14 protein-coding genes are annotated in these 13,027 nt (G+C 72.2%); 6 read left to right on the top strand and 8 right to left on the bottom strand.

Annotated features, from left to right (window positions below):
- Positions 1 to 16: 16 nt before the first annotated feature.
- Positions 17 to 883 carry a hypothetical protein gene (locus tag SPOPO_RS0124355; RefSeq protein ID WP_028985081.1) on the top strand — a complete coding sequence of 289 codons (867 nt, stop codon included), beginning with the start codon at positions 17 to 19 and terminating at the stop codon, positions 881 to 883.
- Here the strand turns inward: SPOPO_RS0124355 and SPOPO_RS0124360 are convergent.
- Positions 779 to 1,561, bottom strand: a complete 783-nt coding sequence (locus tag SPOPO_RS0124360; RefSeq protein ID WP_033385182.1) for a helical backbone metal receptor — start codon at positions 1,559 to 1,561, stop codon at positions 779 to 781. The two genes, SPOPO_RS0124355 and SPOPO_RS0124360, sit on opposite strands and share 105 nt — an antisense overlap.
- Between SPOPO_RS0124360 and map the strand changes: the two genes are divergently transcribed.
- A complete protein-coding gene (gene map, locus SPOPO_RS0124365) occupies positions 1,560 to 2,429 on the top strand; it encodes a type I methionyl aminopeptidase (protein WP_019877788.1) in 870 nt (289 codons plus the stop codon). The two genes, SPOPO_RS0124360 and map, sit on opposite strands and share 2 nt — an antisense overlap.
- Positions 2,430 to 2,491: 62 nt before the next feature.
- Here map and SPOPO_RS0124370 read toward each other — a convergent pair whose 3' ends face one another.
- Both SPOPO_RS0124370 and SPOPO_RS0124375 read right to left on the bottom strand, forming a co-directional pair.
- Complete coding sequence (locus SPOPO_RS0124370) at positions 2,492 to 3,304, bottom strand: hypothetical protein (RefSeq protein WP_156870205.1); 813 nt, start codon at positions 3,302 to 3,304, stop codon at positions 2,492 to 2,494.
- 221 nt (positions 3,305 to 3,525) lie between these two features.
- Complete coding sequence (locus SPOPO_RS0124375; RefSeq protein ID WP_019877790.1) at positions 3,526 to 4,230, bottom strand: hypothetical protein; 705 nt, start codon at positions 4,228 to 4,230, stop codon at positions 3,526 to 3,528.
- A 496-nt stretch (positions 4,231 to 4,726) separates the two neighbouring features.
- On the opposite strand from SPOPO_RS0124375, the gene SPOPO_RS0124380 reads away from it, so the two are divergent.
- Positions 4,727 to 4,981: a hypothetical protein gene (locus SPOPO_RS0124380; RefSeq protein ID WP_019877791.1), complete on the top strand. Its 255-nt coding sequence runs from the start codon at positions 4,727 to 4,729 to the stop codon at positions 4,979 to 4,981.
- 30 nt (positions 4,982 to 5,011) lie between these two features.
- Positions 5,012 to 5,815 carry a DUF2817 domain-containing protein gene (locus tag SPOPO_RS33280; RefSeq protein WP_019877793.1) on the top strand — a complete coding sequence of 268 codons (804 nt, stop codon included), beginning with the start codon at positions 5,012 to 5,014 and terminating at the stop codon, positions 5,813 to 5,815.
- Between the two features lie 34 nt (positions 5,816 to 5,849).
- Here the strand turns inward: SPOPO_RS33280 and SPOPO_RS0124390 are convergent, their stop codons facing one another.
- The 4 genes from SPOPO_RS0124390 to SPOPO_RS0124405 all read right to left on the bottom strand — a co-directional run bounded on the left by SPOPO_RS0124390 (position 5,850) and on the right by SPOPO_RS0124405 (position 11,034).
- The gene (locus SPOPO_RS0124390) at positions 5,850 to 7,106 is read right to left on the bottom strand and encodes a phosphodiester glycosidase family protein (protein ID WP_019877794.1); all 1,257 of its coding nucleotides are present in this window, start codon (positions 7,104 to 7,106) and stop codon (positions 5,850 to 5,852) included.
- Between the two features lie 87 nt (positions 7,107 to 7,193).
- Positions 7,194 to 8,633, bottom strand: coding sequence for a phosphodiester glycosidase family protein (locus SPOPO_RS0124395; RefSeq protein ID WP_019877795.1), 1,440 nt, complete (start codon positions 8,631 to 8,633; stop codon positions 7,194 to 7,196).
- 193 nt (positions 8,634 to 8,826) lie between these two features.
- Positions 8,827 to 10,026, bottom strand: coding sequence for a phosphodiester glycosidase family protein (locus SPOPO_RS0124400; protein WP_019877797.1), 1,200 nt, complete (start codon positions 10,024 to 10,026; stop codon positions 8,827 to 8,829).
- Positions 10,027 to 10,080: 54 nt separating this feature from the next.
- A complete protein-coding gene (locus SPOPO_RS0124405; RefSeq protein ID WP_019877799.1) occupies positions 10,081 to 11,034 on the bottom strand; it encodes a helix-turn-helix domain-containing protein in 954 nt (317 codons plus the stop codon).
- Between the two features lie 152 nt (positions 11,035 to 11,186).
- On the opposite strand from SPOPO_RS0124405, the gene SPOPO_RS0124410 reads away from it, so the two are divergent.
- Positions 11,187 to 11,981, top strand: coding sequence for an alpha/beta hydrolase (locus tag SPOPO_RS0124410; RefSeq protein ID WP_019877800.1), 795 nt, complete (start codon positions 11,187 to 11,189; stop codon positions 11,979 to 11,981).
- Positions 11,982 to 12,021: 40 nt separating this feature from the next.
- Positions 12,022 to 12,510: a hypothetical protein gene (locus SPOPO_RS0124415; RefSeq protein WP_156870207.1), complete on the top strand. Its 489-nt coding sequence runs from the start codon at positions 12,022 to 12,024 to the stop codon at positions 12,508 to 12,510.
- Here the strand turns inward: SPOPO_RS0124415 and SPOPO_RS35360 are convergent, their stop codons facing one another.
- On the bottom strand, positions 12,511 to 13,005 hold the full coding sequence (locus SPOPO_RS35360; RefSeq protein WP_028985083.1) for an excalibur calcium-binding domain-containing protein: 495 nt from the start codon (positions 13,003 to 13,005) through the stop codon (positions 12,511 to 12,513).
- Positions 13,006 to 13,027: the final 22 nt, after the last annotated feature.

Genomic DNA, 13,027 nt, shown 5'->3' on the forward strand with positions numbered 1-13,027 from the left:
GTGTTAACTGGCTCACATGCTGCTGACCTCCCTGCCGGTACCCCCGGCGGCCGAGCCGGTGAACACCACGGGGCAAGCGATCATGACCGTCGGCACCTTCGCAGGTCTGGCGGTCTTCCTCGTCTGCGCGTTCCGGCTCGGCCGGCGCTGGCGGACTCCGACGCCGGCCGCGATCGTGGCCGGCACCCTGCTCGCCGGCATGGTCGAACCGCTCAACAACCGGCTCGCGAACATGTGGTACTACCGGCCGGGCCAGCAGACGATGTACAGCTCGTTCGACGCCTCGTTGCCGGTCTGGGTGTTCTTCTCCTACGCCGCGTTCTTCGGCGGCGTCGGCCTGCTGTTCTGGTACCTGACCGAGCGCGGCGCAACCCGGGCGACCATTGCCAAGGCTCTCGGCGGCATGTGGGTGTTCGCCATCGCCACCGAGATCACCGGCACCCAGCTCGACACCTACGACTACTTCGGCCCGCACCCGTTCCGCGTCGCGGGCTTCCCGATCTGGGTCTCGCTCGGGGTCGCGTGCATCTGCGCGAGCATCGGCATCGGGGCGGCCCGCATCCGGCGCTCGTTCGACCCGGCCGCCGGGCTGGCCGCGGTGTTCCTGCTCGGGCCGGTCGCGTGCGTCGTCGGCCTCGTCGGGACGGGCTTCCCGACGATGACCGTCGTCAACACCCCGGACCCGTCCACGGCCGCCCTCTACGGCGCCGCGCTGGGCAGCACGGCGCTGAACCTGCTCTTCGCCTGGTTCCTCACGCAGCTCGTGCCGCGCGAGGGCCTACCCCCGATCGACGGCCCAGTCCTCACCGGGGCGCGCGGCGGCGATCGCGGCGAGGAGCTCCTCGCGAGCGGTGGCCATCGAGGGGCCGTACCAGGTCAGTAGCCGCCCGGACACCAGCGCGACGTCCAGCCCGGGGAACGCCTCCGGCCCGTCGAGCGCGGTGAAGACGTACGGCTCGTCGGGCAGGACGATCAGTTCGGCCCCGCGGACGCGGACCTCGTCCGGGTCGGCCTTCGGGTAGCGCTCGGACGCGTCGGCCGGCGGGTCGTCGAAGACGTTGTCGAGACCGAGCCGGTCGAGCACCGACGTCGTGAACGTGTCCGCGCCGGCGACCATCCACGGCTTGCGCCAGATCGGCACCGCGACCTTCCGCCGCGGCGTCGGGGCGGGCTGCGCCCAGGCCGCCTCGGCCGCGGCGAGCCAGTCCGGCCGGCCCAGCCCGCACCGCTCCAGCATCGCGGCGAGCGAGGTCAGGGCGGAGTCGACGTCGCGGATGTCGCTGACCCAGACCTCCAGACCGCGGGCGCGGAGCTCGTCGAGGTCGGGCTGCCGGTTCTCCTCGAAGGCGGCGAGCACCACGTCCGGCGCCAGGGCCTCGATCGCGTCGACGTCGGGGTTCTTCGTCCCCCGCACCCGGGCGCAGTCCAGGCCCGGTGGGTGGGTGCACCAGTCGGTCACGCCGACCAGCAGCTCCGGCGCGGTCTCGCCGACGGCCTCGGTCAGCGACGGGACCAGCGACACGATTCGACGTACGGACACCCCACCTAGACTGCCAGGCATGGCTTCGCGTACCGCTCCGGCTCCCTCGGTGCTCCCGGGCAAGGTCTCGCCCCTGCGGCAGGTCCCCGCCCACATCCCGCGACCGCCGTACGTCGGCAAGCCGGCGCCGGACCGCTTCGAGGGCTCGGAGATCAAGGACGCCGAGACGATCGAGAAGATGCGGATCGCCGGCCGGATCGCCGCGCAGGCGCTCGTCGAGGTCGCGTCCCACATCCGCCCCGGAATCACCACCGACGAGCTCGACCGCATCGGCCACGAGTTCCTCTGCGACCACGACGCCTACCCGTCGACGCTCGGGTACCGGCACTTCCCGAAGTCGCTGTGCACCTCGGTCAACGAGGTGATCTGCCACGGGATCCCGGACTCCCGCGAGCTCGTCGACGGCGACATCGTGAACGTCGACATCACGGCCTACATCCACGGTGTCCACGGCGACACCGACGCGACCTACCCCGTGGGCGAGATCGACTCCGAGTCGGCGCTGCTGCTGGAGCGGACCCAGGAGGCCCTGAACCGCGGGATCAAGGCCGTCCGCCCGGGCCGGCCGATCAACGTCATCGGCCGCGTCATCGAGTCCTACGCCAAGCGCTTCGGCTACGGCGTCGTCCGGGACTTCACCGGGCACGGGATCGGGACCGCGTTCCACTCCGGGCTGGTGATCCCCCACTACGACACCGAGCACTACGCGACGCTGATGGAACCGGGGATGACCTTCACCATCGAGCCGATGCTGACCCTCGGGACCGAGTCCTACGACATGTGGGACGACGACTGGACCGTCGTCACCCAGGACCGCAAGCGCTCCGCCCAGTTCGAGCACACGCTCCTCGTCACCGACTCCGGCGCCGAGATCCTCACGTTGCCTTAACCGCAACGTCCGGCCAACTGTGGCCTATAGCCCACAGTTGGCCGGACGCTACGAAGAAGTGCTTACTCCGACTTCGCGGTGGCGACGCGGCAGGTCGCGGTCTTGAGCTGCTGGGTGGTCTCGGAGTCGACGTAGCCGAACGCGTCGATCGAGCGCTCCTCGCCGGCGCGCATCTTCGGCGCGAAGAGGGTCTGGCTCGCGATGCGGCGGTTGTCGCCGTCGAGGCACTCGATCTGGGCCTCGAACGAGCGGGTGCTGTCGGCCTTGTTGCCGAACGTGATCGGGAGGCGACGGGTCTCGGCGCCGACGGCGTCCTGGCCGACCTCGAAGACGCCGAACTCGACGCGCAGGTCCTGCTCGAGGACCTTGCTGGTGCCGCCCTCGCCGGCCTTGATGCGGTTGTCCCGGTCGACCTTGATGCCCCACAGCGTGGAGGCGACGACGGAGACCACGGCGAGGATCGCGAGGAAGCGGCCGATCCGGCAGAAGCGCTGGTCGCGGACGTCCTTGCCCTTGAGCTTGATCTTGGCGAACGGGTCGATCCGCGCGAACTCGCGGGTCGCGAGCACGACGGCGACGATCGCGAACAGGACCGCGACGTACTTGATCAGCGGGACGAACGACAGGACCAGCGCGACCCCACCGAGGACCAGGATCGCGGCGGGCATGTCGACGCCCTCGCGACCGGTCTCCTCGTCCTCGTCGACGATCGCGTCGTAGCCGCGGAAGCGGTCGTAGCCGCCCTTGGGGGTGGGCTTGCGGTAGTCAGACTTCCGCTTGCGGCCGTACCAGTGCCGGCCCTGCTGTTCGGGCAGCATCCATTCCGGAATCTCTCGTCCCGACTCCGTGGTGTTGCCTTTTCCCGAGCTGAACATGGCTACCGCGATCCTTCCCCCGGCGCACTGCGTTCGCGTTCCCCCGCGATGGTGCACATCCAGCCTGCTCCTTCTGCGCGGTTCGCGCAGGTGGAGTTGGTCCAATTTGACCGAACGGCCGCCGCTCCGTGACCGATCTTAATCCGGGCCCGGATGGATTGCTGGCGGTTGCGCCGGTCGAGCGAGCGCCCCGGTGGAGGTGCTCCACCGGGTTTCTCGGCTCAGTACGAGCTGGCCTTGACGACCTGAAAGGTCGCGCCGGACAGCTTCTCCGCCATCTCGTTGCCGAGGATGTTGAAGACCTTGATCGTCGCGATCTTGCCGTCACCCAGCGTGGGGACGAAGGCGTTGTCGCGGGTGATCTCCTTGCCCTTGGCGTCCAGGGCGACGAACTCGAAGTCGAACGAGAGCGTCTTGCCGCCGGTGTTCGTGATCGAGACCGTCAGCGAGCTCTCCTTGATGCCGGACGGGTCCAGCTCCGAGGAGGCCTTGCCGATCTCGACCTTCGCCTGGCGCGAGAGCACCTGCTCGGTGGTCAGCGCCTGGACGACCTCCGGCGGGGCCGTGTTGACGACCGGCTTCTTCTTCTCACCGGCGACGGCACTGAAGGCCGTCTGCGAGGCGACCATGCCGAAGCCGGACAGGACGGCGAGCGCGATGGCGATCCCGGCGACGTCGCGGCGGGCGCCGGCGCGCTTCGGACGACCCAGGGACGTGATGCCCATCAGGAGTGCGGCGGTGCCGAACGCGATGGTCGCCCACCGCAGCATCGGCACGACGGCACACGCGAGGGCGATGCCGCCCAGCCAGGCCGCCGTCCGGTCGAGGCGGAACTCCCGCGGCTTCTTCTCGCGGTCGGGCGCTTCGGGACGCGCGTACGGAGACTGCGCCCGGCCGTGCTCCCGAGAAGGGGCGGTGGCGGTCATGGCGGGTCGGTTCCTTCCCGGTGTTCGTGGCCTGCACGCGGTCGGAGCGACCGGCGAGCTTGATCATCTGTGCCTGCTACGACGCAGATCTGCCGGTCCGCGTTCCTCATGACACCGCACGTCAACACCGCCGCGCGGAACGATGGGCAGGTCTTGACCGAACGGCTGATGCCGACGTCGGCGAAATGTCCGCTTCCTCCGTAATAACACCGCGATGGGGCCGGGGCCAACCGGACGCAACCGGACGACCGAGCGGTCGATCTTGAGCCCCGATCCGGGGCCGGCCCCCCGGTCCGCTCCGGGTCAAATCCACCCCCGGCCGGGGGCGTTCGAGTCGTCCCGGTCGTCCGGATTCATCCGGACGGGCTCAACCGTTCGGTCGATGGTCGGTCAACGAACGTCTGAACTTGTCCGGAGGGGGAAACCGCCGGACCCGGATCGAGGTCTGAGGGCCAACTTCGCGGGGGGCCGCGAACAGGGGTCTAAGGAGCACGACATGAGCGGTGTCCAGAGCTGGTTCGTCTACCCGGTCGAGAACGGTGTCGAGCTGGTCATCGACAGCACGGACGGGGACGTCTACGACGCGGCGCTGGCCGCCTTCGTCACCGAGTTCACCGACTACAACATCGCGGCCGAGTACTCGATCAACGGCGGCGAGGTTCTCCACTTCGTGCCGGCTCCGGTCGACGCCGACATCGACGCCCCGGCGGCGAAGTCCCCCGCCGAGTCGAACGGCTCGACCTGGGGCTGACACCACCGCGGCGCATGGCAGGCTGGCCGGATGCACCTCCGGCCGCTGCCCGCCCTGATCGCGGGCGGGCTCGCCACCGCGATCGCGCTGAGCGCACCGCTGAGCACACCGGGGTCGGCCGCACCGGCCGCCACCCCGACCGCCACCTCCGACTCTGCGTCCGACCACCAGGCTTCGACCCGGTCGGCGGTGGCCGAGGTCCGGACGATCGGGACGACCGTCCGGGGCCGCCAGATCCGCGCCTACCGCCTCGGGGAGGCGAACGCGGCGCGGACCGTCGTCCTTCTCGGCGTCATGCACGGCTCCGAACGCGCGCCCGGGCTGACGCTCCGGAGGCTGCGCGACACCGCCCAGACCGTCACCCGCGTGGACCTGTGGGTGATCCCGGTCCTCAACCCGGACGGGGCCGCGACCGGCCGCCGGGCCAACGCCCGCGGGGTCGACCTCAACCGCAACTTCCCGCACCGCTGGAGCCGTTCGGTCTCCGGCGCCGGGCGCACGGCCGCGTCCGAGCGCGAGACGAAGGCGATCATGCGCTTCCTCGACCGCGTCGACCCGGACGTCGTGGTCTCGCTCCACCAGCCGTTCGCGGCGGTCGACACGAGCGTGAACAAGGGCCGGGGTCTCGCCCGCGCGCTGAGCCGCGAGCTGAAGCTGCCGCGCCGCGACATCGACTGCGGCGGGCCGTGCCGGGGCACGCTGACGGGTTGGTTCAACGCCACCCACGCCGGCGAGGCGATCACCGTCGAGTTCGGGCCGCGGCCGGCCAGGAACTACCTCCGCCGGACCGCGGTCCGTGGGCTCGTCGCCGCCGTCGGTGGCCGCCTGCGCTGACGTGACTGGGGGTGCCCCGGCCGCCTCGACCGCCTCAGGGCGTCGGGACCTCGAAGGCGAGGGAGTCGGCGACCTTGCGCTGACCGCCCCAGGTCCGGTCGAGCCGGACGAGCGGCCCGCCGACCGAGCGGCGCACGAACAGGGCCGTGGACCCGCCCCCGTCGAGGTTGACCGCGGAGACGGCGCCGAGGTGCAGCAGGTACTCCGCCCACTGGCTCGCGCTCGCGCCGGCGGTGCCCTTGCCCTTCTTCCCGCGACCGGAGACCGCGGCGACGATCAGGTCGCCGTTCGCCGTCCAGGCGAGCGCGGAGCGGGGCCGGAGCTTGTTGTCGCGGCCGCCGCAGCCGGCGTAGTTCACCCCGCGGCGGACCAGCGCGGAGCTGACGCCGATCAGCCCGTCGGGCTCCCCGACCGGCGGGCGGCCGGTCTCGAAGGGCCGGTCGCCGGTGAGATCGGTGGCGAGGCTGACGAGGTCACCGGGCACGAGCTGCTTGAGGGCCTCGGCGTGGATCGTCCCGTCCGGCGCGGTCAGGTGGAGCTCGCCGGGTCCCGGGCGCGTGCGGGGCCGCTTCTGCCCGCCGAGGATCGCCGTCACGAGTCCGTCGGTCACGACGACGGTGCGCCGCCCGGCCGGATGCGCCCGCGGACCCCAGGCACGGGTGTAGGCGCTGACGCCCGCCATCGAGAGCTCCTGCCAGTTGATCGCCCCGAGCGGGAGCGACCCGTGCGAGGTCCGCACCTCGCCGGCGAGCTGCTGCAGGACCCACGCGGCCGAGCGGGTGTCCGAGTAGAGCGCGAGGCCCTGGCTCTCCTCGCTGCTCGCCTTGCGGATCTCGCCGTCGACGACCAGCGCGCGGCGCGGGACGCCGGTCTTGGTGTCGTAGACCGCGCCGTTGATCGCGACGGCGGCGTTCGGGTGGGGGGCGACCTGGTTCTCGGGCTTCGCCGGGCGGGTGAGGTTGCGGGCGGCGAGCGCCCGCGGGACGAGCGTCCCGGCCGGGATCGTGACGGCGACGAAGCGCTTGGTCCGCTTCTTGGTCAGCCGGTTCTGCCAGATCCGCACCGTCGCCCCGCCGGGCAGTTCGAACGCCTGCTTCGGCGACTCGAGGACCAGCGTCGTGGGGGTCCGGCACTCCGCCGGGGCGGCCGACCCGGCGGCGACGACGGGTGGGGACGGGGCGAGCGCCGTCGTCGCCGCGTGCGGGGCCGCGGCCCCGTCCGGGCCGAGCGCCGTCAGCGCGACGACGGCCGTCAGGGCCGGCACACCGGCCCGCCGGAGCCATCCGTCCACGTTCGTCCCCCTCCCCGCCGACCATGATCACCGGTCTGGCTGGGAAAGGACGGATTTACGCCGCGAGCCTCCGTATCCGCGCGGAGGTCAGTCGGTCCGAAACGCCAGCGCGTTGGCGACCGGCCGCTGGGCGTCCTTGTCGCTGCGGTCCAGCCGCTCCAGCTTCCCGCCGGCGGAGCGGCGGACCAGCAGGGCCGTCGAGCCGCCGCCGTCGAGGTTGACCGCGGACACCGCGCCGAGCTGCTGCAGGTACTGGCCCCAGCCGTAGGCGGAGGCGCCGCCGAAGCGGGTGCCGCCGGAGATCGCCCGGCCGGCGACCGCGACGACGAGCATGTCGCCGTCGGCGGTCCAGGCGAGGGCGCTGCGGGGCCGGAGCTGGTTGTCCCGGGCGCTGCAGGGGGCGGTCACGTGGCCGTAGCGGACGAGCGCAGCGCTGACGCCGAGGACCGCCGAGGGCGCCTCGAGGGCGGGCCGCTCGGCGAAGTCCTCGCGGACGCTCTCGACCGCGGTGGACAGCGAGACCTTGTCGCCGACGCGGAGGGCCTGGAGCGCCTTGGCGAACCTGGTGCCGCGCGGGGCGGTCAGGAAGGTCTCGCCGGAGGCGGGGCGGCGCATCCCGGCCGCCTTGGACAGGACGGCCCGGACCTTGCCGCCGCGGACGACGACGGTCCGCGGGCCGGCCGGGTGCTTCTTGGCGTTCCAGCTGCGCGTGTAGGCGGTGATGCCCTGCTTGGAGAGCTGCTCCCAGTTGATCGCCGCGATCGGGATCTCGCCCGAGTCGGAGGCGAGGACGCCGGTGAGCCCGGTGCGGGCGACGACGGCGGACTTCAGGCCGTCGTAGATCGCGATGGCCCGGGTGCCGAGGCTGTCGGCCTTGCGCGGCTTGGACCCGACCTGAACCGCGCCGGTCGGGATCTTCGTGCTGGTGTCGTAGACCCCGCCGTTGATGACGACGACGGCCTTCTTCTCCCCCGCGGCCATCGAGGCCGGGGTCGCGAGCGCGCCGAGCGCGGAGGACGGCGTGAGCACCGACGGGGCGAGCGTCCCCTTGGGGATGCGGACGGCGACCAGGCGGGTCTCGTGCATCGGATTGGACTTGGAGCCGGTGTCCCAGATGCGGACCGAGGCGCCGCCGGGGAGGTTGAACCGCTTCACCGGGTCCTGGCGCAGCAGCTTCGTCGCGGGCCGGCAGCCGGCGGGCACGTCCCTCCCCTTGTCGGGGTTGCGGACCTGGGGCGCGGCGGCGGCAGTCGGGACCGGCGCGGCGACGTCCTCGGGGAGGAAGCGGGCGGCGGTGCGCTCGGACAGGCCGGCGAGGAGTTCACCGACCTCGTAGGGCTCGATGTCGTCGAGCCCGAGCAGGGGCAGGGCCCGGTGCTCCCCGGGCAGGGTGCCCAGGTCCGGGACGGACGCCTCGGACGACCCCATGGTCGCCGTCGCGTACGCGCCGATCATCGCCATCGCCGCACCCGCGGCCACGGTCGGCGCCGTGCACCGCCGGACGTTGCGACCCGTGTTGCTGCCCATGCAGACCCCCACCCGCATCGGCTGCCGGTGCGCTCCGCTGCGCACCGATCCCCCACCCGAAGTGTGCGTGATCTTGGTGCCGACGGGGGGAGTTCTTCCGGTTATTGATCAAGTCGTGGGAGAGCGCGGACGCGTGTCACCCGGACGGAGGCCGGTAGCTGTGAAATGCCTGCAGGAACGCGGATTCGCGCGCCTACGGCACCTGGAAGGTGAGTGCGTCCGGGACGGCCCGCTGGAAGGACCCGCCGGACCGGTCGAGGCGGATCAGCGGGCCGCCGACCTTGGTCCGGACGAGCAGGGTCGTGGACGTCCCGCCGTCGAGGTTCACCGCGTGCACGGCGCCGAGCTGCTTCATGTACTCGCCCCACTGGTGGGCGGTCGCGCCCCCGGCCGCGGCGTTCGGCCGACCGGCGACGGCGGCGACGATCAGGTCGCCGTTCGCGGTCCACATCAGCCCGGAGCGGGGGCGGAGGGTCTCGTCGCGGGAGCCGCAGCCGGCGAGGTTCTGGCCCCACCGGACCATCGCGGAGCTGACCCCGACGAGGCTGTCGGGCCGCCCGACACCGGGGCGGCCGTCGAGGAACGGGAGCACGCCGGACTGCTGCGTCAAGACCGTCACGGCCTCGCCCACGCGCAGGCCCTGAAGCCAGGAGGCGGTGCCGCTGCCGTTGCGCGCGGTCAACCAGGTCTCGCCGCTGCCGGGCCGCTTCGCCCCCGCCTTACGGCTCGTCAGAATCTTGGTGACCTTGCCCTTCTTGACCACGACCGTCCGGTTTCCGGCGGGGTGGGCCGAGGTGCCCCAGGCTCGCGTGTAGACGGCGACACCGTCGCCGGGCAGGGACTGCCAGTTCACGTTTCCGACCTCGCGGCTGCCGTGGGCACCGGTGCTGACCGTGCCGACGGTCTTGTGCAGCGTCCACTCCGCGGTGCGGCTCTTCTCGTAGAGCGCGATGCCCTGGTCGACCGCCCGTGTGCCCTTGCGCACGGCGCCGTTGAGGACCTGCGACCGGACCGGGATCGACGGACCGCTGGGGTCGAACACTCCCCCGTTGACGACGACGACGACGGCGCGGTTGGCCTTCGCGGCCTGGGTTTTCGGCGTCGCGGCCTTCGACAGGGTCGAGGCGGTGACGGCCCGCGGGATCAAGCTGCCCCTCTGGATGCGGACCGCGACGATCCGCACCTCGTCGATGTTGCGCTTGCGGTCACCGGTGTCCCAGATGCGGACCGTCGCGCCGCCGGGCAGGGACATCGTTTTGTCCACCGGCGTCCGGAGGATCCCCGTCGGTGCCTTGCACGACCGGGCGTCCGCGGCGGGGGCCGCGGTCAGGACGGCGGCCGGCAGCACGAGCGCGGCAGCGAGGGCGGGGGTCAGGGCGGTCCGGATCTTCACACTGGCCTTGTCGGAGCCTCACCCCGATGGCTGAAGGATTCTCCTCGGAGAGATTCACCGTTCCTCGGCGCACATCCGGCGCCACTCGCTGGGCAGGACGCCGTAGGCCTCGCGGAAGCGGCGGGAGAAGTGCGTCGGGTCCCGGAAACCCCAGCGGCGCGCGATTCCCGCGATCGTGCGGTGCCGGGAGGCGGGATGTCCCAGTTCGGCCTTGGCCCGTTCCAGGCGCCGTTCGATGATCCACGGTTCCAGACGCAGGTTCGCGGCCGCGCAGGCCCGGTAGAGGTGCCGCGGTGAGACGGACAGCGCGGCCGCGATCGACTCCGGCGTCAGGTCGACGTCGGTCAGGTGCTGACGGACGTAGGCGCGGACCTGGGTGATCAGCGTCTGTTCCAGGACGTCGCGGGCGTTCGGCGCGCCGTCCCCCGCGGTGACGATGAGGGCCCGCACCAGCTCGACGCTCGCGGTGCCGAGGGCCTCGGCCCCGGGGCCGGCGCTCAGCGCGTCGGCGTCGCGCGTGAGGTCGGCGATGTGACGGAGCACCAGACGGTGGAGGGGGCTCGTCGCCAGCCGCGTCCCGGCCCGGACGACGACGTCGATGGGCAGCGCGAGGTCGGCGTGCGGGACGTTGAGCGACCGTGCCGCGCCCCAGGAGCGCCAGCGGTACTCGAAAGGCCGGGCGACGTCGATGACGACGGCCGACCCGGCGGAGACCGTACGCGCCGCCGAACCCTCCCGGTGGTGCGCGACGCCGAACTCCTGGACGCCGATCGCGACGTGCTCCCCGGAGGCGGAGCGCGCCGCCTTGGCCGTCCGCAGCATCGCGACGCCGGTGGAGGCGGTGCGGAAGATGGCGGCGTTGCCGAAGACCCACAGGTCGAGCCGTGCGGTCACCGGCTCCGGGTCCTCGAGCGTCACGCGGGACGCGCCGGAGGTCTCCCGCAGCGTCGAGACGAGCGCCTCCCGCCGGTCGCGTTCGGGCAGCGTGGCGGTGTCGAGGACGAGCAAACCCCCGCACCTCCTCCCCGGGCAGCGTGGGCCGACGGCGCGGCACCGTCAGCCGATCCGGCGCGGATCAGGACTCCTAGGTTCCCGCACAGATCCCTCCCGACGGAGGACACCGCCGCCGGGAGACCGCCGACTCCGAAGGGGCTCCTGACATGAAGACGATCGTGCTGATCCACGGGTTCTGGGTGACGCCTCGCAGCTGGGAGCACTGGGTCGCGCGCTACACCGCGGCCGCATATCAGGTCATCGCGCCGGCGTACCCCGGCTTCGAGGTCGAGGTCGAGGCGCTCAACGCCGACCCGACGCCGATCGAGACGCTGACGGCGCCGGCGATCATCGAGCACCTGACGTCGGTGGTGGCGGCGCTCGACGAGCCACCGATCCTGATGGGCCACTCGGCCGGCGGCGCCTTCACGCAGGTGCTCCTCGACCGCGGATACGGCGCGGCCGCCGTCGCGTTCAACTCCGCGCCGACCGAGGGCGTCCACGTCACGCCGCTCTCGCAGATCAAGTCGACGTTCCCGGTGCTGAAGAACCCGGCCAACCACCACAGGGCCGTGGGTCTGACGCCGGATCAGTGGCGGTACGCGTTCACCAACACGTTCTCCGAGGAGGAGTCGCTCGCGCTGTACGAGCGGTACCACATCCCCGCGTCGGGGCGGGTGCTCTGGAACAGCGTGCTCGCGAACTTCATGCCGGGCCCGCAGGACATCCACGTCAACTACGGCAACGACGACCGCGCGCCGCTGCTGTTCGTCTCCGGCAGCGAGGACCACATCATGCCGCCGTCGGTCCAGCGCTCGAACGCCAAGCACTACAAGTCCAAGCTCACGGTGACCGAGGTCGAGGAGTACGAGGGCTACGCCCATCTGCTCCCGGCGCAGGCGGGCTGGGAGGAGATCGCGGACCACGCGTTGGAGTGGGCCGTCAAGCACGCCGGCTGGTAGCCGCTAGCGTCGTTCCCGTTCGACGAACGGGAGGGCGACGATGACTGCGGTGGAGATCGAGCGGCGACTGGACGAGGTCGTCGCGGCGCTGCGCGCGCTGGCGCTGACGACCACGATGGCAGCAGACGACCCGGAAGCCGTCGAGGCCCGCGCCGAGGCGGTCCGTCTCGCCGGCGCCGCGTTCGACGAGGCCGTGGCCGAGGTCACCGACGAGTACGGCACGGTCTTCGCGATCCCGGAGACTGAGGACGACGACTGGGACCTCGAGGAGGTCGACGGCGAGTCGACCCGCCTCAGCGTCGACGTCCGCGCCGACTTCGTCGTCACCGACGAGCAGACCTTCCTCACCGCCGCCCGGCGGCTCCTGACCGAACGCGGGGGCCGCGTCCTCGACGCCCGCACCCCGATCTCCGCCCTCGACGCCCTCGTCGACGCCGTCGGCCTCGACACCCTCACCACCACCCCTCCCCCCGGCCTCGACTGCGTCGGCGGGGAGTGGGGCGTCAGCGCGGAGCTCGACGAGTCCTGATCACTCGCAGGCGACGCCGTCGCCGTCGCGGTCGAGCTTGCTGCTGTAGCCCGGCTGCCCGCGGAAAATCGGAGCCTTGCCGGCGTTCCGGACCTCGGTGCAGTTGGCGTAGTACGCCGCCGGCGCCGGCTTCGGCGTGGGCTTCGGCGTGGGCTTCGGCGTTGCCTTCGGGGTCGGCTTCGGCGTCGCGACCGGAGTGGCAACCGGGGTCGGGACGGGCGTCGGGACCGGGGTCTCGACCGGCTCGGGCGTGCTCGACGGCGTCGCGCTCTCCGTCGGCTCCGGGGTCGGCTCCGGGGTCGGCTCAGGGGTCGGCTCAGGGGTCGGCTCAGGGGTCGGCTCAGGCGTGGGTGACGCCGCCGTCGTCTCCGCGGCGGCCGGGACCAGGAACGCCGGCTGATCCGCCGACGCCTCGTCCCCGCACCCGGACAGCCCGACCACGATCACCCCGGCGGACGCGAACGCGCACACCCAGCTCTTGACGTTTGCGCGCATGCGCCATTGCCCCCGGTTCGAT

This window comes from Sporichthya polymorpha DSM 43042, assembly GCF_000384115.1.
GTDB classification, from domain to species: Bacteria; Actinomycetota; Actinomycetes; order Sporichthyales; family Sporichthyaceae; genus Sporichthya; species Sporichthya polymorpha.